General features: G+C 68.7%; 29 protein-coding genes. 22 read left to right on the forward strand and 7 right to left on the reverse strand.

Annotated elements, in window-relative coordinates:
* The first annotated feature begins 60 nt into the window (after window positions 1-60).
* Genes ALIDE2_RS01650 through ALIDE2_RS01660 form a run of 3 tightly spaced genes read left to right on the forward strand, consistent with a single transcriptional unit; the run spans window position 61 to window position 3,639 of the window.
* A complete protein-coding gene (locus ALIDE2_RS01650) occupies window positions 61-2,070 on the forward strand; it encodes an aconitase family protein (RefSeq protein ID WP_013517300.1) in 2,010 nt (669 codons plus the stop codon).
* 37 nt (window positions 2,071-2,107) lie between these two features.
* On the forward strand, window positions 2,108-3,097 hold the full coding sequence (locus ALIDE2_RS01655; protein WP_013517301.1) for a Bug family tripartite tricarboxylate transporter substrate binding protein: 990 nt from the start codon (window positions 2,108-2,110) through the stop codon (window positions 3,095-3,097).
* Window positions 3,098-3,105: 8 nt separating this feature from the next.
* Window positions 3,106-3,639 (forward strand): RraA family protein, encoded by a 534-nt coding sequence (locus ALIDE2_RS01660; protein WP_013517302.1) that lies wholly within the window; start codon window positions 3,106-3,108, stop codon window positions 3,637-3,639.
* Here the strand turns inward: ALIDE2_RS01660 and ALIDE2_RS01665 are convergent.
* Entirely contained in the window at window positions 3,590-4,225 is a 636-nt protein-coding gene (locus ALIDE2_RS01665) for a MarC family protein (protein ID WP_013517303.1), read from the reverse strand. The genes ALIDE2_RS01660 and ALIDE2_RS01665 overlap by 50 nt on opposite strands.
* Window positions 4,226-4,338: 113 nt before the next feature.
* On the opposite strand from ALIDE2_RS01665, the gene ALIDE2_RS01670 reads away from it, so the two are divergent.
* Window positions 4,339-5,028 (forward strand): dienelactone hydrolase family protein, encoded by a 690-nt coding sequence (locus ALIDE2_RS01670; RefSeq protein WP_013517304.1) that lies wholly within the window; start codon window positions 4,339-4,341, stop codon window positions 5,026-5,028.
* A gap of 63 nt (window positions 5,029-5,091) precedes the next feature.
* Here ALIDE2_RS01670 and ALIDE2_RS01675 read toward each other — a convergent pair whose 3' ends face one another.
* The 6 genes from ALIDE2_RS01675 to hemB all read right to left on the reverse strand — a co-directional run bounded on the left by ALIDE2_RS01675 (window position 5,092) and on the right by hemB (window position 12,154).
* A complete protein-coding gene (locus tag ALIDE2_RS01675; protein ID WP_013517305.1) occupies window positions 5,092-6,660 on the reverse strand; it encodes a DHA2 family efflux MFS transporter permease subunit in 1,569 nt (522 codons plus the stop codon).
* 2 nt (window positions 6,661-6,662) lie between these two features.
* Window positions 6,663-7,862 (reverse strand): HlyD/EmrA/EmrK family protein, encoded by a 1,200-nt coding sequence (locus tag ALIDE2_RS01680; RefSeq protein WP_013517306.1) that lies wholly within the window; start codon window positions 7,860-7,862, stop codon window positions 6,663-6,665.
* 34 nt (window positions 7,863-7,896) lie between these two features.
* The gene (locus ALIDE2_RS01685; protein ID WP_013517307.1) at window positions 7,897-9,318 is read right to left on the reverse strand and encodes an efflux transporter outer membrane subunit; all 1,422 of its coding nucleotides are present in this window, start codon (window positions 9,316-9,318) and stop codon (window positions 7,897-7,899) included.
* 29 nt (window positions 9,319-9,347) lie between these two features.
* Window positions 9,348-9,860 carry a MarR family winged helix-turn-helix transcriptional regulator gene (locus tag ALIDE2_RS01690; RefSeq protein ID WP_013517308.1) on the reverse strand — a complete coding sequence of 171 codons (513 nt, stop codon included), beginning with the start codon at window positions 9,858-9,860 and terminating at the stop codon, window positions 9,348-9,350.
* Between the two features lie 71 nt (window positions 9,861-9,931).
* On the reverse strand, window positions 9,932-11,107 hold the full coding sequence (locus ALIDE2_RS01695) for a magnesium transporter CorA family protein (RefSeq protein ID WP_013517309.1): 1,176 nt from the start codon (window positions 11,105-11,107) through the stop codon (window positions 9,932-9,934).
* A gap of 39 nt (window positions 11,108-11,146) precedes the next feature.
* A complete protein-coding gene (gene hemB / locus ALIDE2_RS01700) occupies window positions 11,147-12,154 on the reverse strand; it encodes a porphobilinogen synthase (protein WP_041700562.1) in 1,008 nt (335 codons plus the stop codon).
* A 53-nt stretch (window positions 12,155-12,207) separates the two neighbouring features.
* Here hemB and ALIDE2_RS01705 point away from each other — a divergent pair, with 53 nt between their 5' ends.
* From ALIDE2_RS01705 to rpsC, 18 genes are all read left to right on the forward strand, one after another.
* Entirely contained in the window at window positions 12,208-12,930 is a 723-nt protein-coding gene (locus tag ALIDE2_RS01705; protein WP_013517311.1) for a lipoate--protein ligase family protein, read from the forward strand.
* A gap of 147 nt (window positions 12,931-13,077) precedes the next feature.
* Window positions 13,078-13,506 carry a CopD family protein gene (locus ALIDE2_RS01710; RefSeq protein WP_013517312.1) on the forward strand — a complete coding sequence of 143 codons (429 nt, stop codon included), beginning with the start codon at window positions 13,078-13,080 and terminating at the stop codon, window positions 13,504-13,506.
* Window positions 13,507-13,531: 25 nt separating this feature from the next.
* A complete protein-coding gene (locus tag ALIDE2_RS01715) occupies window positions 13,532-14,629 on the forward strand; it encodes a VanZ family protein (RefSeq protein ID WP_013721245.1) in 1,098 nt (365 codons plus the stop codon).
* A 9-nt stretch (window positions 14,630-14,638) separates the two neighbouring features.
* Entirely contained in the window at window positions 14,639-14,980 is a 342-nt protein-coding gene (locus ALIDE2_RS01720) for a (2Fe-2S) ferredoxin domain-containing protein (protein ID WP_013517314.1), read from the forward strand.
* Between the two features lie 83 nt (window positions 14,981-15,063).
* Window positions 15,064-15,699, forward strand: coding sequence for an alpha/beta hydrolase (locus ALIDE2_RS01725; RefSeq protein ID WP_013517315.1), 636 nt, complete (start codon window positions 15,064-15,066; stop codon window positions 15,697-15,699).
* Between the two features lie 101 nt (window positions 15,700-15,800).
* Window positions 15,801-16,964, forward strand: a complete 1,164-nt coding sequence (locus ALIDE2_RS01730; protein WP_013517316.1) for a D-alanyl-D-alanine carboxypeptidase family protein — start codon at window positions 15,801-15,803, stop codon at window positions 16,962-16,964.
* Window positions 16,965-17,065: 101 nt separating this feature from the next.
* Window positions 17,066-17,443, forward strand: coding sequence for a 30S ribosomal protein S12 (rpsL, locus tag ALIDE2_RS01735; RefSeq protein ID WP_013517317.1), 378 nt, complete (start codon window positions 17,066-17,068; stop codon window positions 17,441-17,443).
* A 163-nt stretch (window positions 17,444-17,606) separates the two neighbouring features.
* The gene (gene rpsG, locus ALIDE2_RS01740; RefSeq protein WP_013517318.1) at window positions 17,607-18,080 is read left to right on the forward strand and encodes a 30S ribosomal protein S7; all 474 of its coding nucleotides are present in this window, start codon (window positions 17,607-17,609) and stop codon (window positions 18,078-18,080) included.
* Between the two features lie 86 nt (window positions 18,081-18,166).
* Window positions 18,167-20,275 (forward strand): elongation factor G, encoded by a 2,109-nt coding sequence (gene fusA / locus ALIDE2_RS01745; RefSeq protein ID WP_013517319.1) that lies wholly within the window; start codon window positions 18,167-18,169, stop codon window positions 20,273-20,275.
* A gap of 233 nt (window positions 20,276-20,508) precedes the next feature.
* The gene (tuf, locus tag ALIDE2_RS01750) at window positions 20,509-21,699 is read left to right on the forward strand and encodes an elongation factor Tu (RefSeq protein ID WP_013517320.1); all 1,191 of its coding nucleotides are present in this window, start codon (window positions 20,509-20,511) and stop codon (window positions 21,697-21,699) included.
* A 27-nt stretch (window positions 21,700-21,726) separates the two neighbouring features.
* A complete protein-coding gene (rpsJ, locus tag ALIDE2_RS01755) occupies window positions 21,727-22,038 on the forward strand; it encodes a 30S ribosomal protein S10 (protein ID WP_005796953.1) in 312 nt (103 codons plus the stop codon).
* A gap of 216 nt (window positions 22,039-22,254) precedes the next feature.
* Window positions 22,255-22,929 carry a 50S ribosomal protein L3 gene (rplC, locus tag ALIDE2_RS01760; protein WP_013517321.1) on the forward strand — a complete coding sequence of 225 codons (675 nt, stop codon included), beginning with the start codon at window positions 22,255-22,257 and terminating at the stop codon, window positions 22,927-22,929.
* Window positions 22,929-23,549, forward strand: coding sequence for a 50S ribosomal protein L4 (gene rplD / locus ALIDE2_RS01765; protein ID WP_013517322.1), 621 nt, complete (start codon window positions 22,929-22,931; stop codon window positions 23,547-23,549). The genes rplC and rplD overlap by 1 nt, the downstream gene beginning before the upstream one ends.
* The gene (gene rplW, locus ALIDE2_RS01770) at window positions 23,546-23,860 is read left to right on the forward strand and encodes a 50S ribosomal protein L23 (protein ID WP_011803744.1); all 315 of its coding nucleotides are present in this window, start codon (window positions 23,546-23,548) and stop codon (window positions 23,858-23,860) included. The genes rplD and rplW overlap by 4 nt, the downstream gene beginning before the upstream one ends.
* Window positions 23,861-23,862: 2 nt before the next feature.
* Complete coding sequence (gene rplB, locus ALIDE2_RS01775) at window positions 23,863-24,687, forward strand: 50S ribosomal protein L2 (protein WP_013517323.1); 825 nt, start codon at window positions 23,863-23,865, stop codon at window positions 24,685-24,687.
* 10 nt (window positions 24,688-24,697) lie between these two features.
* A complete protein-coding gene (gene rpsS / locus ALIDE2_RS01780) occupies window positions 24,698-24,973 on the forward strand; it encodes a 30S ribosomal protein S19 (protein ID WP_003059413.1) in 276 nt (91 codons plus the stop codon).
* A 9-nt stretch (window positions 24,974-24,982) separates the two neighbouring features.
* Window positions 24,983-25,315 (forward strand): 50S ribosomal protein L22, encoded by a 333-nt coding sequence (rplV, locus tag ALIDE2_RS01785; protein ID WP_013517324.1) that lies wholly within the window; start codon window positions 24,983-24,985, stop codon window positions 25,313-25,315.
* Between the two features lie 17 nt (window positions 25,316-25,332).
* Window positions 25,333-26,205, forward strand: coding sequence for a 30S ribosomal protein S3 (rpsC, locus tag ALIDE2_RS01790; RefSeq protein WP_013517325.1), 873 nt, complete (start codon window positions 25,333-25,335; stop codon window positions 26,203-26,205).
* Window position 26,206 lies beyond the last annotated feature (1 nt).

Genomic DNA, 26,206 nt, shown 5'->3' on the forward strand with positions numbered 1-26,206 from the left:
GCGAGCCCCTGTGCCGATTCGGCACTTGGATCCGCGCCAGGGGCGGGCGAGCATCCGGGCATGGCTACCGACGTGTCCCCCTCTTGCGGCGCCGCCCCGGCCGCGCTGCGCTTCAACCCGCGCATGCTGTTCCTGAGCCGGTCGCCCGCGCCCATACACGCCGCGCTGCGCGGCGAGCCTGTGGCGCTGGCCGCAGCCCTGCCGCTGCGCGACGACGTGTCCACGGACGAGATCACGCCGATCGCCATCCTCACGCACTACGACGAGAAGCTGGGCCGCTACCCCTACACGGGCCTGCAGGTCCAGGGGCAGCGGCCGGTCGCGCCAGGGGCGCTCGCGCGCTCGGGCATCGAGGTGGTGGTGGCGGGCAAGCGCTACGGCAAGGGCTCGTCGCGCGAGCACAGCCCGGCGGCGGAACGGCTGGCCGGCGTGCGCCTGGTCATCGCCGAGAGCTTCGAGCGCATCTACCGACAGAACGCCGACAACATCGGCCTGCTGACCTCCACCGATATGGGCCTGGTGCAGCGCATCGCGGCCGGCGAGGCCATTGCGCTGGAGGAGCTGCTGGTCGGGCGCGACGCGCTGGCCGCGGCCATCGTGCGCAGCGGCGGGCTGCTGCGCTTCGGTCAGGCGTGCCTGCGCGGCATGCGGCCGGCCCCTGTGCCGACTGCTCCGGCCGCGCCGGGGCCGCGGACGCTGTTCGAGAAGATCGTCGCGCGCCATGCGCTGGCCACGGCGTTCACTCCGGCCCACCCGGCGGCGGGCGAGGGCGCCTTCGTGCGCGCGGACTGGCGCTTCATCCACGAGTACTACACCGGCATGGCGGCGCACATGCTGCATGCGAGCCTCGGCCGGCCGCTGGCGCTGCGCGACCCGGCCTCCATCGTAGTCTTCGAGGACCACACCTCGTACGTGGAGGAGAGCCCGGCGCACGTGCGCGGCGGGCTGGTGCCCGACGTGCGCCGCATGGTCGATGCGCAGCGCCGCTTCGTGGCCGACCATGGCCTGCGCTGCCACCGCACGCTGACCGAGGCCGAGGCGGCGCGTGACGACGGCAGCAACGTGGCCGGCATCTCCCACGCCATGGTGACCGAGCGCTACGCCCTGCCGGGCCAGCTGGTGGTGGGCACCGACTCGCACACGCCGCACAGCGGCGCCCTGGGCTGCGCGGCCTTCGGCGTGGGCACCACCGACATGGCCAACGCCTTCGTCACGGGCGCCGTGCGCATGACGCTGCCCGCGTCGCTGCGCGTCGAGCTCGATGGCCGCCTGGCCCCGGGCGTCACGGCCAAGGACGTGGCCCTGCACCTGCTGGCGCTGCCCTTCATCCGCGAGGGCGGCGGCGTCGGCAAGGTGTTCGAGTTCGCGGGCGCGGCCATCGCCGCCATGTCCACCGACGAGCGCGCCACCCTGACCAACATGACGGCGGAGCTGGGCGGCTTCACGGGCATCGTGGCGCCGGACGCGGAGACGGTGCGCTTCCTGCGCGAGCGCCGCGGCGTGGACTTCGCGCCAGAGTCCTGGATGCGCAGCGACCCCGGCGCCCATTACGCGCACGTGATCCGCGTGGACTGCGCGCAGGTCGGGCCCATGGTCGCGGCGCCCGGCGACCCGGGTAACGGCCAGCCCCTGGCCCGGCTGGCGCGGCCCGTGCGCATCGACATCGCCTACGGCGGCTCCTGCACCGCGGGCAAGCGCGAGGACTTCGACCACTACCACGCGGTGCTGCGCTGGGCCGCCGACCGCGGGCTGCGCGTGGCGCCAGGCGTGGCGCTGTACCTGCAGTTCGGCACCACGGCGGTGCGCGACCACTGCGCGGCCGCCGGCTATCTGGACGCCTTCGAGCGCGTGGGCGCACGCATCCTGCAGCCCTCCTGCGGCGCCTGCGGCAACTGCGGACCAGGCGGCTCCAGCGATCCGGGGCAGGTCACGGTGAGCGCCATCAACCGCAACTTCCCCGGCCGGGGCGGCCCTGGCAGCGTCTGGCTGGCCAGCCCGCCGACGGTGGCGGCCAGCGCCATCGCGGGCGAGATCCTGTCCTTCGAGGAGCTGCAGGCGCGCCACGCCTGAGCCCCGTGCATCCATGAAAACCCAAGGAGACGACGCAATGCAAACCTTTCCCCTCACACGGCGGGCCGCCCTGGCCTGCATGGCCGCCAGCGCCTTCGTGCTGGCCCCGCCGGGCGCCGCGGCGCAGTTCGCTGCATCGGACAAGCCCGTGCGCATGGTCGTTCCGCTTGCGCCCGGATCGACCGTGGACGCGGTGGCCCGCGCCCTGGGCCCGGGCCTGGGCCGTGCGCTGGGCCGCCCCATGGTGGTCGAGAACGTCGCCGGCGCCGGCGGCATTCCCGGCACCGGCCAGGTGGTGAAGGCGCCCAAGGACGGCTCGGTGCTGGGCATGGTCTCGTCCAACCACGTGATCAACCCCGGCATCTACAAGTCCATCCCCTACGACAGCCTCAAGGACATCACGCCAATCGCCGTGCTGGCCACGGTGCCGCTGGTGCTCGTGGTCCACCCCTCTGTGCCCGTGAAGACCGTGGGCGAGCTGCTGGCCTATGCCAGGGCGCGGCCGGGTACGCTGAACCTGGGGTCCGCGGGCAACGGCAGCACGCTGCACCTGGCCGGCGAGCTGCTGGTGAGCGAGACCGGCATCGACATCCGGCACGTGCCCTACCGCGGCACGGGCCCGCTGGTCACCGACCTCATGGGCGGGCAGGTGCAGATGGGCTTCGTGTCGGTATCGCAGGTGGCGGCGCAGGTCAAGGCAGGCACCCTGCGGGCGCTGGCCGTGAGCACGCGCCAGCGCTCGGCCAGCCTGCCCGACGTGCCGACCATGGCGGAGGCGGGCGTGCCCAACTACGGCTTCGACGCCTGGATCGCGCTCATCGGCCCCGCCGGCATGCCCAGGCCCGTGGTGGACGGCTACGCCGCCGCCGTGCGCAGCGCCATGGCATCGCCCGAGGCGCATGCCGCCATCGTGGGCCAGGGGCTCTCGGTGCTGGACATCGGGCCGGATGCCGCGCCCGCCTTCTTTCAGTCCGAGCTGCACAAGCACCAGAAACTGGTGAAGCAGTCCGGCGCCACGCTGGATTGAGGCGGCCCATGGCATCCGAGCAGGCGCCCATCCGGCCGGGCGAATCGACGGCCGACCTGTGCGACCGCCTGGGGCCGCTGGCGCGCGTGTGCGGCGCGCCGCTGCGCGCCTACGGCGGGCTGCGGCAGGCATGCGCCCCGGTGGCCACCCTGTGCGCGCAGGGCTCGGCGGACGGGGTGCGCGCGTGGCTGGAGCAGCCGGGCGAGGGCCGCATCCTGGTTATCGACGGCGGCGTGCCGGAGCATGCCCTGCTGGGCGACCGGCTGGCCGCGCTGGGGCTGGCGAACGGCTGGCGTGGCGCGATCGTGCACGGCGCGGTGCGCGACGTGGCGGCGCTGGCCGGCCTGGATTTTGCCGTGCTGGCGCTCGGGGCCACGCCGCGGCGCGCCGCCGGCGGCGGGGCGGGGGCGCCCGGCTGCACGCTGGAACTGGCCGGCGTGCGGGTGGCGCCCGGCGACTGGGCGTGCCTGGACCGCGACGGCGTGGTGTTCGTCAGCGCGCGGCCAGGATGGGAAACAGCTTGCTCAACCCGTCGGCCATGACCTCCACGGACAGCGCCGCCAGGATCAGGCCCATGAGCCGCGTCATGACGTTGATGCCGGTCTTGCCGAGCGCGCGCTCTATGGGCTCGGCCAGCGCGAAGCACAGCGCCGTGGCCGCGCCCACCACCACGCCGTAGCCCACAAGGGCCAGGTGCTGCCAAAGGGTCTGGGCGCGGTCGGCATAGATCACCACCGTGGACATGGCCGCCGGCCCCGTGAGCAGCGGAATGGTCAGCGGCACGACGGCGATGCTGGAGCCCTGGGCCGCCTTTTGCGCGCCGGCCTCCAGTTCGTTCGTGTGGGGCTTGGCCTCGGCCGGCTGGGCGTTCAGCATGTTCATGGCGCTGATGAGCAGCAGCAGGCCGCCGCCCACCTGGAAGCTCTGCAGCGAGATGTTGAAGAAGTCCAGGATCTGCAGCCCCACGAGCGCGCAGGCCGCGATCACGCAGAACGCGCTGAAGGCTGCCACCTGGATGGTGCGCCGGCGCTGCGCGGCGCTGAAGCCGTTGGTGTAGTGGATGAAGAACGGCACGATGGCCAGCGGGTTCACGATGGCCAGCAGCGTGATGAGCGGCTTCAGGTCCATGCGAGCTCCCGCGCGGCCGGGGCGCCGCCGATGACCACAACAATCTTGCCCATGAACGCGTGACTCCTGAAACAATCGCGCATTGGAACAGGTTTTAGTCAGGAGATCACGACATGGGACAGTGGGTAGACCTCACATCGGGCGACGGCTTCGTTTTTCCCGCCTGGGTGGCGCGCACCGATGGCGCGCCGCGCGGCGCGGTGGTGGTGCTGCAGGAGATCTTCGGCGTCAACACGCACATCCGCTCCGTGGCCGACCGGTTCGCCGCGCGCGGCTACCTGGCGGTGGCACCATCCACCTTCGCGCGCGTGCAAAAGGATGTGGACCTGGGCTACGGTCCCGAGGACATGCAGGCCGGCATGGCGCTCAAGGCCGCGGTGGAGGGCTTGCCCGCGCCGGGCGTGCTGCCCGACATCCAGGCCGCCATCAACTACGCGGCGCGCCAGAGCGGCCGCAAGGTCGGCGTGGTGGGTTACTGCTGGGGCGGGCTGCTGGCCTGGCGCGCGGCCTGCCTGGCAGAGGGCCTGTCCGCCGCCGTGCCCTACTACGGCGGCGGCATCACCTCGGCCGAGGAAGTCGCGCGCCGGCCGCGCGTGCCGGTGCTGGCGCATTTCGGCGAGCGCGACCGCTGGATCACGCAGGACGGCGTGCAGGCCTTCGCGCAGGCCCATCCCGAGGCGCAGGTGCATGTGTACCCTGCCGACCACGGCTTCAACTGCGACCAGCGTGCCAGCTACGACGAGGCCGCCGCCCTGAACGCGCGCGAGCGCACGATGGCCTTCCTGGCCAGGTACGTGGGCTGAATTTGGGCCAAATATGGCCCGGGTGCTTGCCTGCAGAGCGCCAGGCGCTGTGGTTTTGATAGATCAGTGCGCCCCCGCCGCCGCGTCGGCGCTGCCCTTGGATGCGTGCGGCGCGTGGGCCAGCCAAACCAGCGGGATCAGGAACAGGAACAGCACGGCCGAGGCGTAGAAGATGTCGTTGGCCGCGAGCATGAAGGCCTGCTGGTTCACCAGCCGCTCCACCTGCGCGAGCGCCTGCTCGGGCGTGAAGCCGCCGACCTGCAGGCCCTGCAGCGCCTGGGCCAGCGCCGTGTTGCCGTGATGCAGGCCCTCGGTGAGCTGGGCGTGGTGCAGCGTGGCACGGCGCTCCCACAGCGTGGTGGCGATCGACGTGCCCACGGCGCCGGCGGTGATGCGCATGAAGTTCGACAGGCCCGAGGCCGCGGGGATGCGGTCGGGCGTGATCTCCGAGAGCGTGACGGTCACCAGCGGGATGAAGAAGAACGCCATGGCGATGCCCTGCACGATGGTGGGCACCATGATGGTCGCCAGGTCGGCCTGGGTGTTGAAGTTGGAGCGCATCCACAGCACCAGCGCGAACACCAGGAACGCGAAGGTTGCGAAGCGCCGCGGGTCGGTCCTGCCGATGTTCTTGCCCACCCAGGGCGAGAGCACCATGGCCAGAAGGCCCACGGGCGCCATTACCTCGCCGGCCTGCGTGGCGGTGTAGCCCATGTACTGCTGCAGCCACAGCGGCAGCAGCACCACGTTGCCGAAGAACAGGCCGTAGCCCACGGCGGTGGCGAGCGCGCCGGCCCAGAAGTTGCGGTTGCGAAACAGCGTCAGGTCCACCACGGGGTGGTCGTCGCCGCGCTCCCAGATCAGGAAGGCCACGAGGCCGACAGCCGCCACCAGCGCGCAGGCCACGACCCAGGGCGACTCGAACCAGTCGTGCTCCTTGCCGATGTCCAGCATGATCTGCATGGCGCCCACCCAGATCACGAGCAGCGCCAGGCCTATGGAGTCGATGGGCAGCTTGCGCCGCACCGTCTCGCGCTTGTGGAAGATGCCCCAGGTGACCAGCACGGCCACGATGCCCACCGGCACGTTGATGTAGAAGATCCACGGCCAGGCCATGTTGTCGGTGATCCAGCCGCCCAGGAGCGGCCCGGTGACGGGCGCGATCAGCGTGGTCATGGACCACATGGCCATGGCCAGCCCGGCGAGCGCGCGCGGGTAGCTCGACAGCAGCAGCGACTGCGACAGCGGGATCATCGGCCCCGCCACGAAGCCCTGCAGCGCGCGCGCCGCGATGAGCATCGCCATGTTGGGCGCCAGGCCGCACAGCAGCGAGGCGATGACGAACAGCGTGACGCTGGCCACGAACAGCCGCACCTGCCCGAAGCGCTGCGACAGCCAGCCCGTGAGCGGCACCGCGATGGCGTTGGCCACCGCGAAGCTGGTGATGACCCAGGTGCCCTGCGTGGGGCTCACGCCCAGGTCGCCCGCGATGGCGGGCAGCGACACGTTGGCGATGGACGTGTCGAGCACGTTCATGAACGTGGCGGCCGACAGGGCCAGCGTGCCCCAGGTGCGCGCGCTGCCGGTGAGCGGCGGTGGCGGCAGGGGCGCCGGGTGGGCGGGGGAGGCCATGCTCAGCGCGCGCCCAGGTTAGCGTTGATGATGCGCGCCACGTCGGCGTCGGCGCCCTCATCGAGCGATGCGTAGACGGCCGTCTGCGCCACGGCCTCCTGGCGCGGCGCCTCGGCCAGCGCGGGGCCGCCGCGCTCCTTCGTGTCCACCGTCACCTCCATCGACAGGCCCACGCGCAGCGGGTGCTCGGCCAGCTGAGCGGCGTCGAGCGCGATGCGCACGGGCACGCGCTGCACCACCTTGATCCAGTTGCCGGTGGCGTTCTGCGCGGGCAGCAGCGCGAAGGCTGCGCCCGTGCCCACGCCCAGGCCCGCCACGGTGCCGGTGTATTCGACCTTCTTGCCGTACAGGTCGGCCGTGAGCTTCGCGGGCTGGCCCAGGCGCAGGTGGCGCAGCTGGTTTTCCTTGAAATTCGCGTCCACCCACACCTGCGACAGCGGCACGATGGCCATGAGCGGCGTGCCCGCGGCCACGCGCTGGCCGAGCTGCACGCTGCGCTTGGCCACGTAGCCGTCCACGGGCGCGGGCAAGGCTGTGCGGCGGTCGGCCAGGTAGGCCTCGCGCACTTTGGCGGCGGCGGCGCGCACGCTGGGGTGCTCCTGCACGGCCACGCCCTGGGTGAGCGCCTGGTTGCTGGCGAGCTGCTCGCGCGCCGCCGCCACGCCGGCCTGCGCGGCCGCGAGCTGGGTCCGCGCGGTGTCGAGCTGGCTCTGCGCATGCTGCAGCTCTTCCTTGGAGACGGCGCCGTCGCCCGTCAGCATCTGGCGGCGGCGCAGGTCGTCCTGCGCGCGGGCGATGTCGGCCTGGGCGCGCGCCACGTCGGCCTCGCGCAGGCGCACCTGGGCGGCCAGCGTGGCGTTGTTGGCGTAGAGCTGGCGCGCCTGGCGCACGGCCTGGGCCAGCGCGGCCTCGGCCTGCTGCAGCGCGACGCGCGCGTCGGCCGGGTCCAGGCGCACCAGCGCGCTGCCTGCGCGCACGAGGTCGGTCTCGTCGGCCAGGATGGCCGTCACCGTGCCGCCGGTCTGCGGCGTGATCTGGATGACGTTGCCCTGTACGTAGGCGTTGTCGGTGTTCTCGTAGTGGCTGGCTACCAGCCAGTCGTACAGGCCCCAGGCGGCGCCTGCGAGCACGACCACGCCTGCGAGCGTGAGCAGGGCCTGGCGGCGGGCGGGCTTGGCGGCGGGAGATTGCGGTGCGTTCATGGTGGATGCGGGACTTGTGTTGGGGGGAGTGGATTCAGCTCGCGGCGTAGCCGCCGCCGAGGGCGCGCATCACGCCGGCCTGGGCGTCCAGGCGGCGCGCGGCCAGGTCGACGGCCAGGCGGCGCTGGGCCAGCACCTGCGTCTCGGCCGAGAGCACCTGCAGGTAGTTGCCCAGGCCAGCCTCGTAGCGCTTGCGCGCGATGGCGTAGGCGGCCTCGGCCGCCTCGCCGGCCTGCCGCTGCTCGGCGATCTGGCGCTCGACCGACGCGCTCGATGCGAGCTGGTCGGCCGCGTCGCGCACGGCGTCCAGCAGCGCGGCGTTGTAGCTCTCCACCGCCGCGTCCAGGTCGGCCGACTTGCCTGCCAGGTTGGCGCGCAGGCGGCCCGCGTCGAAGACAGGCAGGCGCAGCGCCGGGCCCACGCCCCATTCGCGGCTGCCCGCCTCCACGAAGTTGCCCAGGCCCATGCTGGCCAGGCCCACGAAGGCCGTCAGGCTCACGTTGGGGTAGAACTGCGCGCGCGCCACGGCCACGTCCTGCGCGCTGGCCTCCACGCGCCAGCGCGCGGCGGCCACGTCGGGGCGGCGGCCCAGCAGGTCGGCGGGCAGCACGGCGGGGATTGCTGCGGATTGCATAGCTGCCAGCGCAGGTGGGGTAAGCGCTAGAGCCGCTTTTGGCTCTCCAGCCAGCGCACCCAGCGCGTTGCGCGTGAGGGCGGCCTGTTCGCGCAGGGCCTCGATCTGCTGGCGCGCCTCGGGCAGCGCGCCCTCGCTCTGGCGCAGCTCCAGCCGCGTGTCCAGGCCGGCGCTCACGCGCTGCTGCACCAGGCGCAGCACCTCGCCGCGCTGGGCCAGGGTGCGCTCGGCCACCTGCAGCTGCTCCTGCAGCCGCGCGAGCTGCAGGTAGGCGTGCACCACGTTGGCCGCGAGCAGCAGGCGCGCGGCATCGGCGTCGGCGCGCGCGGCGCGGGCCGTGCCCAGGGCCGATTCGAGCGCGGCGCGGTTCTTGCCGAAGAAGTCGATCTCCCAGCTGCCCGACAGGCGCGCCGTGTCGATGTCGAGGATGCTGCCGGCCTGGCCCGGCGGGTAGGGGCCGTTCTCGCTGTAGCGCTGGCGCGTGAGGTCGGCGCTCGCGTTCACCTGCGGGCCGAGCGCGGCGCGCGCGGACCGCGTGAACGCCTCGGCGCGCGCGATGCGCGCGGCCGCCTGGCGCAGGCCGGGGTTGCCGTCCAGCGCCTGCTGCACCAGCGCGTCGAGCTGCGCGTCGCCGAAGGCGCGCCACCAGTCGGGCGCCACGGCGGCGGCTGGCGCGCCGGGATCGACGAGCGTGGCAGCGTCGCGCAGCCGCGCCTGCGGGGCGATGCCCGACATGTCGGCGCAGCCCGTGAGCGCCAGCAGCGCCGCGGCCAGCGCGGCGGCATGGAGCAGGGCGGGAGGGGTGGAGAGCTGGTTCTTCATGTTGTGGTTCTCTCGGGGGACGGGATGGGTCAGGAGCCCGGCATGGCGCGGGTGTTGGCGTAGATGCGGGCCAGGAAGTCGCGCAGCTGCGCCTCCTCGGCCTCGCTGAAGCCGGCCAGCAGCTCGTCCTGCACGCCGGTCAGGATGGCCGGCAGCCGCTCGGCCACGGCGCGGCCCTCGGGCGTGAGGGCGATGTTCACCACGCGCCGGTCTTCCAGCGAGCGCTCGCGCTGGCACAGGCCCTTGGCCTCCAGGCGGTCGAGCAAACGCGTGAGGCCGCCCGCGTCCAGGTGGCACATGCGCGCCAGCGCCGCGGCCGTGCCAGGCGGGTCGAGCAGCAGGCGCAGCAGGGGCTTCCACTGCGCGTCGGTCAGGCCCAGGGGCTCCATGCGGCGCTCCACCTCGGCGCCCAGCAGCGTGGTGATGCGGCGCAGCTGGAAGCCGATGCTGCGCTCCACCTCGAACGGCACGGGCAGCGACGGGTCCGACAGCGGGCACGTGCCGTCGCCGGCCGGGTCGTCTTCTTCACGCGGTGATTTCATGGCTGCAACAATAATTGCTTAGACAATTATTTGCATGGACAAATACTCAACACCCTGATGGGGAAATGGTTTCAGCTGCGCCCGGTGCGAGTCAGGTAGCGCTTGCGCCAGAAGAACACGGTGAGCGCCGCGGCGATCGCGGCCATGGAGCCCATGGCCCACCAGAAGCCTTCCCGCGTGTGCACGAAGGGGATGAACTCGAAGTTCATGCCGAAGATGCCGGCGATCAGGTTCAGCGGCAGGAACACGGCGGTGAGCACAGTGAGCGTGCGCATGATGTCGTTGGTGCGGTTGCTCTGCACCGAGAAGTGCATCTGCAGCACGGCCTCGGTGCTCTGCTCCAGGCGGCGCACGTGGTGCACCACGCGCTCGATGTGCTCCAGCACGTCGCGCGTGCGCACCTTGAGCAGGTCGAGCTCGCGCAGCGCGGCGGGCGTGTCGGGCTGCGGCGTCCAGGTGGAGAGGGCCTCGCTCCAGGCCTGCACGGCGGCGCGCTGGTCTTCGCAGATCTCGTCGAGCTGGTGCAGGGCCAGGCGCGCGCCGAGCAGCGCGCTCCAGTCGGTGAAGCGCGTGCTGGGCCGCAGCAGCTCGGTCTGCCAGTGGTCGAGCTGGCGCGAGAGCTCGCGGCGCAGGTCCAGGTAGTTGTCCACGATGTGGCCCACCACGCGCACCATCAGGTCGGCGGGGCTGGTGGGCAGCCGGGCGCCAGCCACGGGGCCGGCGCGCAGCTCGCGCACCACGGCCTCGGCAGGCGTGGCCGCGGGCGCGGCGGGCGCTGCCTGCGAGAGCAGCCGCGCGGCATAGGCGTCGCGCACGCCGCAGTCGCCCGGGTGCACCGACAGCAGCACCTGGTCGAACACGGCGAAGCCCACGGGGCTTGTGTCTATGCGCCGCAGCACGGGCAGGCCCCCGCGCGCGGCGGGCCGGGCCAGCGGCGCGCCGGCATCGGCCTGCGCGGTGCCCAGGCGCCGCACCACGAGCAGGTCGTACTGCGAGGTGTAGTCGTAGTGCGAGGGCAGCTGCGCGTTGAGCAGGTCGGAGACGTGCAGGTCCACGAGCTGCAGCCCCGCCACGGCCTGCAGCATGGCCTGCAGGCGCGGCAGCTCGGCGCTGAAGGCCGCGCGCGTGCAGGCGATCCAATAGAAGCCCTGCGCAGGCGGCGTCCCGGGCAGCTGCGCGAGCTCGCTGGCGCCCACGCCCGGCTGGAGGTGGAAGACCCGGAACGGCTGCGGGGATTTTTCAGGCAAATCGGCCTCCAGCGCTTGTACGGCAAGCGTGAGTAGCTCTTATTTCGTGAGCAGCCGTGCGGCGTCCAGGGCGAAGTAGGTCAGGATGCCGTCAGCGCCGGCGCGCTTGAAGGCCAGCAGCGCCTCCAACATCACCTTGTCGTGGTCCAGCCAGCCGTTGGCCGCGGCGGCCTTGAGCATGGCGTACTCGCCGCTGACCTGGTAGGCGAAGGTGGGCACCTTGAACTCGTCCTTCACGCGGCGCAGCACGTCCAGGTACGGCATGCCGGGCTTGACCATGACCATGTCGGCGCCCTCGGCCAGATCCAGCGCCACCTCGCGCAGCGCCTCGTCGGTGTTGGCCGGGTCCATCTGGTAGACGTCCTTGTTGCTGCGCCCCAGGTTGGCGGCCGAGCCCACGGCGTCGCGGAACGGCCCGTAGAAGGCGCTGGCGTACTTGGCGCTGTAGGCCATGATGCGCGTGTGGATGTGGCCGTGGGCCTCCAGCGCGTCGCGGATCGCGCCGATGCGCCCGTCCATCATGTCGCTGGGCGCCACCATGTCCACGCCGGCCTGGGCGTGGGCAAGCGCCTGGCCCACGAGGATCTCGACCGTCTCGTCGTTCAGGATGTAGCCGGTGTCGTCGAGCATGCCGTCCTGGCCGTGGCTGGTGTAGGGGTCCAGCGCCACGTCGGTCATCACGCCGAGCTGCGGGAACTCCTTCTTCAGCGCGCGCACCACGCGCGGGATCAGGCCCTCGGGGTTCAGGGCCTCCTTGCCGTCGGGCGTCTTGAGCTGCGCGTCGATGGAGGGGAACAGCGCCAGGTAGGGAATGCCGAGCCGCACGCATTCCCCGGCCACCGGCAGCAGCAGGTCCAGGCTCAGGCGCTCCACGCCGGGCATGGAAGGCACGGGCACGCGCAGCTGCGTGCCTTCGTGCACGAACACGGGGTAGATGAAGTCGTGCGGCGTGAGCCGGTTCTCGCGCACCAGGTCGCGGGTGAACGCGTCGCGGCGCAGCCGGCGCGGGCGGTTGGCGGGGAAGGGGGTGGGGCTGGACAGATGCATGGGCGTGATTGTCCCCCACATCGCCGGGCGCACGCGGTGGTAGGCTGCGCGCCATGTCCGACCCGCAGACCTTCCTCACCACCATCGCGCAGGAGCAGGCGTGGAACCACCGGCAGATGCTGGAGCCCGTGGCGCAGCCGCACTTTCGGGTGTGGACCTATGGCGCACCCGCCATCGTGCTCGGCTGCTCGCAGCGCAGGTTCGAGGAGGAGGCCCGCGCGCGTCTGGCGCCCGGCACCGACCTGCTGCTGCGCCCCTCGGGCGGTGGCGCGGTGCTGGTCGGGCCGTGGATGGTCAGCTGCTCGGTCGTCCTGCCGCTGGACCACCCCTGGGTGCAGGGCCGCCTGCCCGACAGCTACCAGGGCCTGGGCCGGCTGCACGTGCAGGTGCTGGCGGCGCTGGGCGTGGCCGCCGAGGCGCTGCCCCCGGCGCAGGTGGATGCGGCCAACGCGCGCACCGGCCCTGTCGTGCCCTGGGCCTGCTACGGCAGCCTGGCGCCCTGGGAGGTGGTAGACGCCGCCGGGCGCAAGCTCGTCGGCCTGGCGCAGCGGCGCCAGCGCACCGGCGTGCTGCTGGTGGCGGGCACCCTGGTCACCCCGCCTGACTGGGCGCTGCTGTGCCACGCGCTCGGCCAGAGCGGCGACGAGGCCGCGATGCGCCGGCGCACCGTGTCGTGCTCCCAGCTCGGCGCGCCTGCGCCGGACGCACAGCGCCTGGCGCGGGCGCTGCACGAGGTGCTTGGCTCCGGGCTTGCGCCCGCCGCGTGCCGGTGCTAGATTGCCCCCGGGCGGCTGCGCCGCCCCCCGCTTCACCTCCCTGAGCGGGGCCCCGGGGCGTCCGCCGCCGCGGGGCTTTCCCGCCCGGTCCCGTCCGGGCTTCTTTTTTTCGCCGGCGCGCCGCCGCGCGCCACGTACACTGCGCCGATGCTCTGGGTCAAAGCCTTCCACATCGTCTTCATCGCCAGCTGGTTCGCCGGCCTGTTCTACCTGCCGCGCATCTTCGTCAACCTTGCCATGGTGCAGCCGGGCTCGGTGGCCGAGCGCGACCGGCTCCTCCTGATGGCGCGCAAGCTGCTGCGCTTCACCACCCTGCTGGCGCTGCCGGCCATCGGCCTGGGCCTGTGGCTGTGGCTCGGCTACGGCATAGGCATGGGCCCGGGCAACGGCTGGCTGCATGCCAAGCTGGCCGTGGTGGTGCTGGTCGTGCTCTACCACTGGGTCTGCGCGCGGCTGCTGCGCGCCCTGACGGACAACACCGACCAGCACGGCCACCGGTGGTTCCGCTGGTTCAACGAACTGCCCGTGCTGCTGCTCATCGCGGCCGTGGTGCTGGTGGTGGTCAAGCCATTCTGATGCACCGGGGAGGGCTGCGCGCGCCATGCACAAGACATCGGCCTGGCCCCTGGCGCTCATCTACGCGGCCCTGATCGTCTTCGCCAGCCTGTTCCCGTTCGAGGGCTGGCGCGAGCAGGGCATCTCCCCCTGGGTGTTCTTCACGGCGCGCATCCCGCCGCCGTACTGGACTTGGTTCGACGTCAACCTGAACGTGGCCGGCTACGCGCCGCTGGGCTTCCTGCTGGCGCTGGCCCTGCTGCGCACCGGCTGGCCGCGCGCGGCCGTGCCGGTGGCGGCGCTGGCGGGCGCGCTGCTGTCGTTCGCCATGGAGTACCTGCAGATCTACCTGCCGCGGCGCGTGCCCTCCAACATGGACCTGGCGCTCAATGCCGCGGGCGCGCTGCTGGGCGCGCTCGCCGCGGCGCTGCTCGAACGCCTGGGCGCCATCGCGCGCTGGAGCCGCTTTCGCGAGCTCTGGTTCGTGCCGCAGGCGCGCGGCGCGCTGGTGTTGCTGGCCCTGTGGCCTTGGGCGCTGCTGTTCCCGGCGGCCCTGCCCTTCGGCCTGGGGCAGGTGTGGGACCGGCTGGAGGCCGCCCTGACCGAGCTGCTGGAGGACACGCCCTTCATCGGCTGGCTGCCCGTGCGCGAGCCGGTGCTGGAGCCGCTGCCGCCCGGCGGCGAGCTGCTGGCCGTGGCGCTGGGCCTGCTGATCCCCTGCCTGCTCGGCTATGGCGTGATGCGCCACGTGGGGCGGCGCGTGGTGTTCGCCTTGGCCGCGGCGACGGTCGGCGTAGCGGTGACGGCGCTGTCCGCGCTGCTCAGCTACGGCCCGACCCACGCCTGGGAATGGCTGACCCCGGCGGCGCGTGCCGGCCTCGGCGTGGGGCTGGGCGCGGCCCTGGCGCTGGCGGCCGTGCCCCGGCGTGCCAGCGCGGCCCTGCTGCTGCTGGCGTTGATGCTGCACCTGAACCTGCTCAACGAGGCGCCCGCGAGCGCCTACTTCGCCCAGACGCTGCAGGCCTGGGAGCAGGGGCGCTTCATCCGCTTCTACGGCCTGGGGCAGTGGCTGGGCTGGCTCTGGCCCTACGCCGCGCTGATGTATGTGGTGCTGCACGTGTCGCGGCGCGACACGCAATCCTAGAATCGACCCATGAGCGATACCACGACCCCCTACTACCAGCGCCACATCTTCTTCTGCCTCAACGAGCGCAGCAACGGCGAGAACTGCTGTGCGCAGCACGGCGCGCAGCAGGCGTTCGAGCGCTGCAAGATGCTGGTCAAGCAGCAGGGCCTCATGGGCCCCGGCAAGGTGCGCGTGAACAAGGCCGGCTGCATGGACCGCTGCGCGGGCGGCCCCATCGCCGTGGTCTACCCCGAGGGCGTCTGGTACACCTATGTGGACGAGGCCGACATCGACGAGATCGTGGAGTCGCACCTCAAGAACGGCGTGGTGGTCGAGCGCCTGCGCACGCCGCCGGAACTCGGCCGCTGATCGGCGCTCTATCCTGGTTTGCAGTGTTTTTGGGCTCCAGCGTTTGCTCAGCAGGCGCGAGCAGCTCTTGATTGGATAGCAACGTGAATGCCCAGACCGAACGCCTGAGTCTGACCGGCCCGGCCGGCGCCATCGAGGCCGTGCGCGACGCACCGGTCGCCGGCGCGCCGGTGCGCGGCGTGGCCGTGATCGCCCACCCGCATCCGCTGTTTGGCGGCACCATGGACAACAAGGTGGTGCAGACCCTGGCGCGCGCCTTCGTGGCCAGCGGCTTCGCCGCCGTGCGCTTCAACTTCCGCGGCGTGGGTGGCACGGCCGGTGTGCACGACGCGGGGGATGGCGAGCTCGACGACCTGCTGGGCGTGGTGCGCCAGGTGGCGCCCGAGGGGCCGGTCGCGCTGGCGGGCTTTTCCTTCGGCGCCTTCGTGACCAGCCATGCGCTCGCCCGCCTGTGGGGCGAGCGGCGGGTGGAAAGCGCTGTGCTCGTGGGCACGGCGACCAGCCGCTTCACGGTGGCGCCGCTGCCGCCCGAGGCCCACATGCGCACCCTCGTCGTGCACGGCGAGCACGACGAAACCGTGCCGCTGGCCACCGTGATGGACTGGGCACGCCCCCAGACACTGCCGGTTACGGTTGTCCCCGGGGGCGGCCATTTCTTTCACGGACAATTGCCCCTGCTCAAGGGGCTGGTCATGCGCCACCTCCAGTCCATGCCCTGATTCCCAAGCGCCGTGCCGCGGCTGGCGGCATGGCGCAGATGCCCTCCAGCGGCCGCTCCGGCCGGTTTGTTTTTCCTGTTCCCCGAGTGCCTGTTTCCACCATGAAGTCTCTCCTGTCCTCGTTGCGATCCCTTGCCTGTGCCGCGCTGATGGCGCCCGCCATCCTCTGGGCCCAGGCGCCCCAGCCCCCCGAAATCGCCGCGCGCAACTACCTGCTGGTGGACGTGACGGCAGGCCAGGTGCTGGCCGCCAAGGACATCGACGCGCCGGTGGAGCAGGCGTCGCTGACCAAGCTCATGACCGGCTACCTCGTGTTCGACGCGCTGCGCGCCAAGAAGATCACGCTGGAGCAGCGCCTGCCCGTGAGCGAGCGTGCCTGGAAGATGCCGGGCTCGCGCATGTTCATCGACCCCAAGATGCAGGTGCCGGTCGATGACCTGCTCAAGGGCATGATCGTGCAGTCGGGCAACGATGCCACCATGGCCCTGGCCGAGGGCGTGGGCGGCACGGCGGAGAACTTCGTGCGCCTGATGAACGAGCAGGCCAAGGCGCTGGGCATGAAGAACACCGCCTACAAGAACCCCGAGGGCCTGACCGAGCCCGGCCACACTACCACGGCGCGCGACCTGGCCACGCTCGCCACGCGGCTGATACAGGACTTCCCCGAGTACATGCATTACTACTCCACCAAGCAATATCGCTACGAGGGCACGCCGGCCTCCAATAGCAACAACCGCAACACGCTGCTGTTCCGCGACCCGACGGTCGATGGTCTGAAGACCGGCCACACGGCCGCCGCGGGCTACTGCCTGGTGGCCACGTCCAAGCGCGACTTCCCGAACGTGGGGCAGCGCCGCCTGCTGTCCATCGTGCTCGGCGCCGCCAGCGAGAATTCCCGCGCCAACGAAAGCCAGAAGCTGCTGAACTGGGGCTACACGGCGTTCGACGCCGTCAAGCTGTTCGACGCCGGCCAGGCCGCCGACACGCCGGCCGTCTGGAAGGGCACGCAGAGCACGCTCAAGATCGGCCGCCCCGACGCCATCGTGGTCACTGTGCCCTCGGGCAGCGCCGGCAAGCTGAGTACCGAGATCGTGCGCAAGGACCCGCTGATCGCGCCCTTCACCAAGGGCCAGCCCATCGGCGCGCTGAAGGTGAGGCTCGGCGGCGAACAGGTGGCCGAGGTGCCTCTGGTGGCTCTGGAGGACGTGGGGCAGGCCGGTATCTTCGGCCGCGCCTGGGACGCCATCCGCCTGTGGATCAAGTAGGCGATTGCCTGCGAGGCTTCAAGCTGGTACATTAGAAAGCTTTTCGGAATTTCCGAAGGGATTCACGTTTTCGCTTTTCATTCACGTTTAGGGACGTATTAATGCCAACCATCAACCAACTCGTGCGTCAGGGCCGCACGGTCGAAGTTGTCAAATCCAAAAGCCCTGCCATGGAAAACTGCCCCCAGCGCCGTGGCGTGTGCACCCGCGTGTACACCACGACGCCCAAGAAGCCGAACTCCGCGCTGCGCAAGGTCGCTAAGGTGCGCCTGACCAACGGCTTCGAGGTGATCTCCTACATCGGCGGCGAAGGCCACAACCTGCAGGAGCACAGCGTGGTGCTCGTGCGCGGCGGCCGTGTGAAGGACTTGCCTGGCGTGCGTTACCACATCGTGCGCGGCTCCCTTGATCTGCAAGGCGTCAAGGATCGCAAGCAGGCCCGTTCCAAGTACGGTGCCAAGCGTCCGAAGAAGGCCTGACCGGTTTTCCGCAAGACATTTCGGTGTTTGCCGGCCTGGCAGGCTGCGCAAACGTAGTGACCCCAAGCGCGCATGGTGTGCGTGGGTCGAGTAAGTGGGAGTCCCAGATTGGCTCTCGCGGTGTTTGAAAAGACGCCAACTGAAGCAAAGATAGAGGTGAGAAATGCCACGTCGTCGCGAAGTCCCCAAACGTGAAATCCTGCCGGATCCCAAGTTCGGCAACGTAGAGCTGTCCAAATTCATGAACGTGATCATGGAAGGCGGCAAGAAGGCAGTTGCAGAGCGCATCATCTATGGTGCCCTGGAGCTGATCGAGAAGAAGCAACCCGAGAAGGATGCCCTGGAGGTGTTCGTCACGGCCATCAACAACGTCAAGCCCATGGTGGAAGTCAAGTCCCGCCGCGTGGGTGGTGCCAACTACCAGGTGCCCGTGGAAGTGCGCCCCGTGCGCCGCCTGGCCCTGTCGATGCGCTGGATCAAGGAAGCCGCGCGCAAGCGCAGCGAGAAGTCCATGGCCCAGCGCCTGGCCAACGAGCTGATGGAAGCCACCGAAGGCCGTGGCGGCGCCATGAAGCGCCGTGACGAGGTGCACCGCATGGCGGAAGCCAATAAGGCCTTCAGCCACTTCCGCTTCTAAGCCTCAGCGTATCCCCATCGCACTGGCTGGGAGCCCGATTCGCCCTGTTTGGCGGACGGGCTCTTGGCCGTTAACGAAAGACCATCATGGCACGCAAAACCCCCCTTGAGCGCTACCGCAACATCGGTATCTCGGCGCACATCGACGCAGGCAAGACCACGACGTCCGAGCGCATCCTGTTCTACACCGGCGTGACCCACAAGCTGGGCGAGGTGCACGACGGCGCCGCCACCACCGACTGGATGGAGCAGGAGCAGGAGCGCGGCATCACCATCACCTCCTCGGCAGTGACCTGCTTCTGGAAGGGCATGGACCTGTCGCGCCCCGAGCACCGCATCAACATCATCGACACCCCCGGCCACGTGGACTTCACCATCGAGGTGGAGCGTTCCATGCGCGTGCTCGACGGCGCCGTGATGGTGTACTGCGCCGTGGGTGGCGTACAGCCCCAGTCCGAGACCGTGTGGCGCCAGGCCAACAAGCACAAGGTGCCGCGCCTCGCGTTCGTGAACAAGATGGACCGCACCGGCGCCAATTTCTTCAAGGTCTACGACCAGATGAAGCTGCGCCTGAACGCCAATCCGGTGCCCATCGTGGTGCCGATCGGCGCCGAGGACAGCTTCCAGGGCGTGGTCGATCTGCTCAAGATGAAGGCCATCATCTGGGACGAAGCCTCGCAGGGCATGAAGTTCGAGTACGGCGAAATCCCCGCCGAGCTCGTGGACACCTGCAAGAAGTGGCGCGAGAACATGGTCGAGGCCGCGGCCGAGGCCAGCGAAGAGCTGATGAACAAGTACCTGGAGGAGGGCGACCTCTCCGAGGCCGAGATCATCGCCGGCCTGCGCCAGCGCACCATCGCCACCGAGATCCAGCCCATGCTGTGCGGCTCGGCCTTCAAGAACAAGGGCGTGCAGCGCATGCTCGACGCCGTGCTCGACCTGCTGCCCTCGCCAGTGGACATCCCCGACGTGGCGGGGACCGACCCGGACGACCATGAGAAGCACCTGACGCGCAAGGCCGACGACAACGAGAAGTTCTCGGCCCTGGCGTTCAAGCTCATGACCGACCCCTTCGTCGGCCAGCTGACCTTCGTGCGCGTGTATTCGGGCGTGCTCAACAAGGGCGACACCGTCTACAACGCCGTCAAGGGCAAGAAGGAGCGTATCGGCCGTATCGTGCAGATGCACGCCAACGAGCGCCAGGAAATCGAAGAGATCCGCGCCGGTGACATCGCCGCCTGCGTGGGCCTCAAGGAAGTGACCACCGGCGACACGCTGTGCGACCTGGACGCGCCCATCATGCTCGAGAAGATGGTCTTCCCCGAGCCCGTGATCGCCCAGGCCGTGGAGCCCAAGTCCAAGGCCGACCAGGAAAAGATGGGTATCGCCCTCTCGCGCCTGGCCTCCGAGGATCCGTCGTTCCGCGTGCGTTCCGACGAGGAATCGGGCCAGACCATCATCGCCGGCATGGGCGAGCTGCACCTGGAAATCATCGTCGACCGCATGAAGCGCGAATTCGGCGTGGAAGCCAACGTCGGCAAGCCCCAGGTGGCCTACCGCGAAACCATCCGCAACACCGTCAAGGACGTGGATGGCAAGTTCGTGCGCCAGTCCGGCGGCAAGGGCCAGTACGGCCATGTGGTGTTCCGCCTGGAGCCCAACGAGCCGGGCAAGGGCTTCGAGTTCCTGGACGAGATCAAGGGTGGCGTGGTGCCGCGCGAGTACATCCCCGCCGTGCAAAAGGGTGTGGAAGAAGCGCTGACCAGCGGCGTGCTGGCCGGCTACCCGGTGGTGGACGTGAAGGTCGCGCTGACCTTCGGTTCGTACCACGACGTGGACTCGTCGGAACAGGCGTTCAAGATGGCCGCCATCTTCGGCTTCAAGGAAGCCGCCAAGAAGGCCAACCCCGTCATCCTGGAGCCCATGATGGCCGTGGAAGTCGAGACGCCCGAAGACTACGCCGGTACCGTGATGGGCGACCTGTCGTCCCGCCGCGGCATGGTGCAGGGCATGGACGACATGGTTGGCGGCGGCAAGGCCATCAAGGCCGAGGTGCCGCTGTCCGAGATGTTCGGCTACGCCACGCAGCTGCGCTCGATGACGCAGGGCCGCGCCACGTACACGATGGAGTTCAAGCACTACGCCGAGGCTCCGCGCAACGTGGCCGAAGCCATCATCGCCGCACGCGCGAAGTAATGTCTAGCGTGCCGGACCAAAACGCGCGCAGCGTGTTTTGCTCGGGCACCTCTGACTATAAAGAGAAATTGGCTGCCAACGCTTGATCTTCAAACGCTGACAGCTATTCAATAAATAGCAAGTTTCTTGCAATCTGCGATCCGGTGCCGTCCTGTCGCCCTGTGCGGGACGAGCCAGCAACCGGATGCAGACGTTAAACCGCTACACAGGCATTGCTCTTTGGAGAAATTGAAATGGCAAAAGGTAAATTCGAACGGACCAAGCCCCACGTGAACGTGGGCACGATCGGTCACGTGGACCATGGCAAGACGACGCTGACGGCGGCGATTGCGACGGTGCTGGCCAAGAAGTTCGGCGGCGAAGCCAAGGGCTACGACCAGATCGACAACGCGCCCGAAGAAAAGGCCCGCGGCATCACCATCAACACCTCGCACGTGGAATACGAAACGGCCAACCGCCACTACGCCCACGTGGACTGCCCCGGCCACGCCGACTACGTCAAGAACATGATCACGGGCGCCGCCCAGATGGACGGCGCCATCCTGGTGTGCTCGGCCGCCGACGGCCCGATGCCCCAGACGCGTGAACACATCCTGCTGGCGCGCCAGGTGGGCGTGCCCTACATCATCGTGTTCCTGAACAAGTGCGACATGGTGGACGACGAAGAACTGCTCGAACTCGTCGAAATGGAAGTGCGCGAACTGCTGGACAAATACGAATTCCCCGGCGACGACACCCCCATCATCCGCGGCTCGGCCAAGCTGGCCCTCGAAGGCGACCAATCGGACAAGGGCGAACCCGCCATCCTCAAGCTCGCCGAAGCCCTTGACACCTACATCCCCACGCCCGAGCGCGCGGTGGACGGCACCTTCCTCATGCCCGTGGAAGACGTGTTCTCCATCTCCGGCCGCGGCACCGTGGTGACCGGCCGCGTCGAGCGCGGCATCATCAAGGTCGGCGAAGAAATCGAAATCGTCGGCATCCGCGAAACGCAAAAGACCACCGTCACCGGCGTGGAAATGTTCCGCAAGCTGCTGGACCAGGGCCAGGCTGGCGACAACGTGGGCCTGCTGCTGCGCGGCACCAAGCGCGAAGATGTCGAGCGCGGCCAGGTACTGTGCAAGCCCGGCTCCATCAAGCCGCACACGCACTTCACCGCCGAAGTGTACGTGCTGAGCAAGGACGAAGGCGGCCGCCACACGCCCTTCTTCAACAACTACCGTCCGCAGTTCTACTTCCGCACGACCGACGTGACGGGCTCCATCGAACTGCCGGCCGACAAGGAAATGGTCATGCCCGGCGACAACGTGTCGATCACCGTCAAGCTGATCGCGCCGATCGCCATGGAAGAAGGCCTGCGCTTTGCCATCCGCGAAGGCGGCCGCACCGTGGGCGCGGGCGTTGTGGCAAAGATCATCGAGTAATCGGCGGACAGCCAGTCAAGGAACATCATGTCCAAGCAAAAGATCCGTATCCGCCTCAAGGCGTTTGATTACAAGCTGATCGACCAGTCCGCCGCCGAGATCGTCGACACCGCCAAGCGCACCGGCGCCATCGTCAAGGGCCCCGTGCCCCTGCCTACGCGCATGAAGCGTTTCGACATCCTGCGTTCGCCGCACGTCAACAAGACCAGCCGCGACCAGTTGGAGATCCGTACGCACCAGCGCCTGATGGACATCGTCGATCCCACGGACAAGACGGTGGACGCGCTGATGAAGCTCGACCTGCCGGCCGGCGTGGACGTCGAGATCAAGCTGCAGTAATACCTGCGGCATATGCGGCGCGGCCATGAGGCGGCGCCCGCAATAATGCGGACTTGCTCGGAAGGGCAGTCCGCGTTATACTTTGCGGCTTCGCGTTTTTGCGTCCAGATTGCTGGGTGTGAAGTACGCGGAGTTTTATCAACCTTCTTTCACGCACCTTGGTGCAAACGCCTGGGCCAATTGCAGTCGGGGCGGTGGAAGTTTTGGAGAAAACCAATGAGTCTGAGCAACTCCCTCGGGTTGCTGGGCCGCAAGGTGGGCATGATGCGTCTGTTCACCGATGACGGGGACGCAGTGCCCGTCACGGTGGTGGATGTGTCCAACAACCGCGTGACCCAGGTCAAAACCCAAGAGAACGATGGCTACGTGGCCCTGCAGGTCACGTTCGGTTCGCGTAAGGCATCTCGCGTGACCAAGCCCGAAGCCGGCCACCTCGCCAAGGCGGGTGTCGAAGCCGGTGAAATCATCCGCGAATTCCCCGTGACGGCCGAAGTCGCCGGCAAGTACGCCGCAGGCGCTACCGTGCCGGTGGCCGACGTGTTCGCCGTGGGCCAGAAGGTGGACGTGCAGGGCACCTCCATCGGCAAGGGCTACGCCGGCACCATCAAGCGTCACAACTTCGGTTCGCAGCGCGCCTCGCACGGTAACAGCCGCTCGCACAACGTTCCTGGCTCCATCGGCATGGCGCAGGATCCGGGCCGCATTTTCCCGGGCAAGAAGATGACGGGCCACCTCGGTGACGCCACTGTCACGACGCAAAACCTCGACGTGGTTCGCATCGACGAAGCACGCCAACTGCTCTTGATCAAGGGCGCCGTTCCGGGATCCAAGGGTGGTTTCGTGACGGTGCGTCCGGCAGTCAAGGCCAAAGCTTCCAAAGGAGCGAACTAATGCAGCTCGAACTCCTGAATGAACAAGGCCAGGCCGCGTCCAAGGTGGACGTGCCCGAGACCGTGTTCGACCGCCAGTACAACGAAGACCTGATCCACCAGATCGTCGTTGCCTATCAGGCCAACGCCCGCCAGGGCACGCGCGCCCAGAAGGACCGCGAGCAGGTCAAGCACTCGACCAAGAAGCCCTTCAAGCAGAAGGGCACCGGCAACGCACGTGCCGGTATGACCTCCTCGCCGCTGTGGCGCGGGGGCGGTCGCATCTTCCCGAACCTGCCTGAAGAAAACTTCACGCAGAAGATCAACAAAAAGATGTACCGCGCCGGCATGGCCGCCATCCTGTCGCAGCTGGCCCGCGAAGGCCGCCTGGCCGTGGTGGACTCGCTGAAGCTGGAAAGCCCCAAGACCAAGGTGCTGGCCGACAAGTTCAAGGCCATGAACCTGCAATCGGTGATGGTGATCGCCGATGAGGTCGATGAGAACCTGTACCTCGCCTCGCGCAATCTGAAGAACGTGTTCGTCGTCGAGCCGCGTTACGCAGACCCCGTGTCGCTGGTGCATTACAAGAAAGTGCTCGTCACCAAGGGCGCGATCGACAAACTCAAGGAGATGTTCGCATGAGCACGCTCAAGTTTGACGAAGGTCGTCTGATGCAGGTGTTGGTTGCTCCCATCGTGTCCGAGAAGGCCACCATGGTTGCCGAGAAGTCCAACGCCGTGACGTTCAAGGTGCTGCAGAACGCAACCAAGCCCGAAATCAAGGCCGCCGTGGAACTGATGTTCAAGGTCGAGGTCAAGGGCGTTTCTGTGGTGAACACCAAAGGCAAGACCAAGCGCTTTGGCAAGACCATGGGCCGCCGCGACAACGTGCGCAAGGCCTATGTGCTGCTCAAGGAAGGTCAAGAGCTGAACCTGTCCGGGGAGGCTGCTTAATCATGGCTGTTATCAAGCTCAAACCCACGACTCCGGGCCAGCGCGGCACGGTGAAGATTTCGCGTGACCACCTGTACAAGGGTGATGCGTTCGCGCCTCTGCTGGAGCCCCAGTTCCAGAAGGCCGGCCGCAACAACAACGGTCACATCACCACCCGCCACAAGGGCGGCGGCCACAAGCACCACTACCGCGTGGTGGACTTCCGCCGCAACAAGGACGCCATCCCCGCCAAGGTGGAGCGCATCGAGTACGACCCGAACCGCACGGCCCACATCGCCCTGGTGTGCTACGCCGACGGCGAGCGCCGCTACATCATCGCCCCGCGCAACCTGGAAGTCGGCGCCTCCATCGTGAGCGGCTCCGAGGCTCCGATCCGCGTGGGCAACACGCTGCCGATCCGCAACATCCCGGTGGGCTCGACCATCCACTGCATCGAGCTCAAGCCCGGTGCCGGTGCCCAGATCGCGCGCTCGGCCGGCACGTCGGCCACGTTGCTGGCCCGCGAAGGCGTGTACGCCCAGGTGCGCATGCGTTCGGGCGAAGTGCGCCGGATCCACATCGAGTGCCGCGCCACGATCGGCGAGGTCGCCAACGAAGAGCACAGCCTGCGCCAACTCGGCAAGGCCGGCGTGAAGCGCTGGATGGGTATCCGCCCGACGGTGCGCGGCGTTGCCATGAACCCGATCGACCACCCGCACGGTGGTGGCGAGGGCCGTACCGGCGAAGGTCGCCACGCGGTTGACCCATGGGGCAACCTGACGAAGGGCTACCGCACCCGCAACAACAAGCGCACACAGACCATGATCGTGTCGCGTCGCAAGAAGTAAGGGGTAGCAAATGACTCGTTCTCTCAAAAAGGGTCCGTTTGTTGACCATCACTTGCTGGCCAAGGTCGAGAAGGCCATCGCCACCAAGGACAAGAAGCCCGTCAAGACTTGGTCGCGCCGCTCCATGGTGCTGCCCGAGTTCATCGGCCTGACGATTGCTGTGCACAACGGCAAGCAGCATGTGCCGGTCTACGTCACCGACCAGATGGTGGGCCACAAGCTGGGCGAATTCGCCCTGACGCGCACCTTCAAGGGCCACCCCGCCGACAAGAAGGCCAAGAAGTAAGGAATGACCATGTCTGAAACACGTGCAGTCCTGCGTGGCGTCCGCCTGTCGGTTGACAAGGGTCGCCTGGTCGCAGATCTGATCCGCGGCAAGAAGGTGGATCAAGCCCTAGATATCCTGACGTTCACGCAGAAAAAGGCTGCGGGCATCGTCAAGAAGGTGCTGGAATCCGCCATTGCCAACGCCGAGCACAACGACGGCGCCGACATCGACGAACTGAAGGTCAAGACCATCTTCGTCGAGCAAGGTACCACGCTCAAGCGTTTCACCGCGCGCGCCAAGGGCCGCGGCAATCGCATCAGCAAGCCGACGTGCCACATCTACGTGACCGTGGGTAACTAAGGCCAATAGGAACGAATATGGGACAGAAAATCCATCCTACCGGCTTTCGCCTCTCGGTCAGCCGCAACTGGGCCAGCCGCTGGTACGCGAGCAACCGTGACTTCGCCGGCATGCTGGCCGAAGACATCAAGGTGCGCGAGTTCCTCAAGGCCAAGCTGAAGAACGCCGCCGTCTCGCGCATCCTGATCGAGCGCCCCGCCAAGAACGCTCGCATCACCATCTACTCGGCACGTCCGGGCGTGGTGATCGGCAAGAAGGGCGAGGACATCGAGAACCTGAAGAAGGAACTCGCCACGCGCCTGGGCGTGCCGGTGGCCGTGAACATCGAGGAAGTGCGCAAGCCCGAAATCGATGCCAAGCTGATCGCCGACTCGATCACCCAGCAGCTCGAAAAGCGCATCCAGTTCCGCCGCGCCATGAAGCGCGCCATGCAGAACGCGATGCGCCTGGGCGCCCAGGGCATCAAGATCATGTCCTCGGGCCGTCTGAACGGCATCGAAATCGCACGTACCGAGTGGTACCGCGAAGGCCGCGTGCCGCTGCACACCCTGCGCGCCGACATCGACTACGGCACCTCGGAAGCCAAGACCACCTACGGTGTGATCGGCGTGAAGGTGTGGGTCTACAAGGGCGACACGCTGGGCCGTGGCGACCTGCCCGTGGCCGAGACGCCGCGCCCCGATGACGAGCGCCGTCCCCGTGGCCCCCGCCGCGATGGCCGTCCTGGCGATCGCGCAGGCCGTGGTGGCCGTCGTCCGATGGGCGGCAATGCTGCTCCGGCTGATGGCAGCGACAAGCCCCAAGGCGCCGGTGGCGCCGACACAACCGCCGTTAAGCGCGTTCGCAAGACTGACGCGCCCGCTACAGCAGCGGACGGCAAAGGAGAATAAA

The organism is Alicycliphilus denitrificans K601, assembly GCF_000204645.1.
Classification (GTDB): Bacteria; Pseudomonadota; Gammaproteobacteria; order Burkholderiales; family Burkholderiaceae_C; genus Alicycliphilus; species Alicycliphilus denitrificans.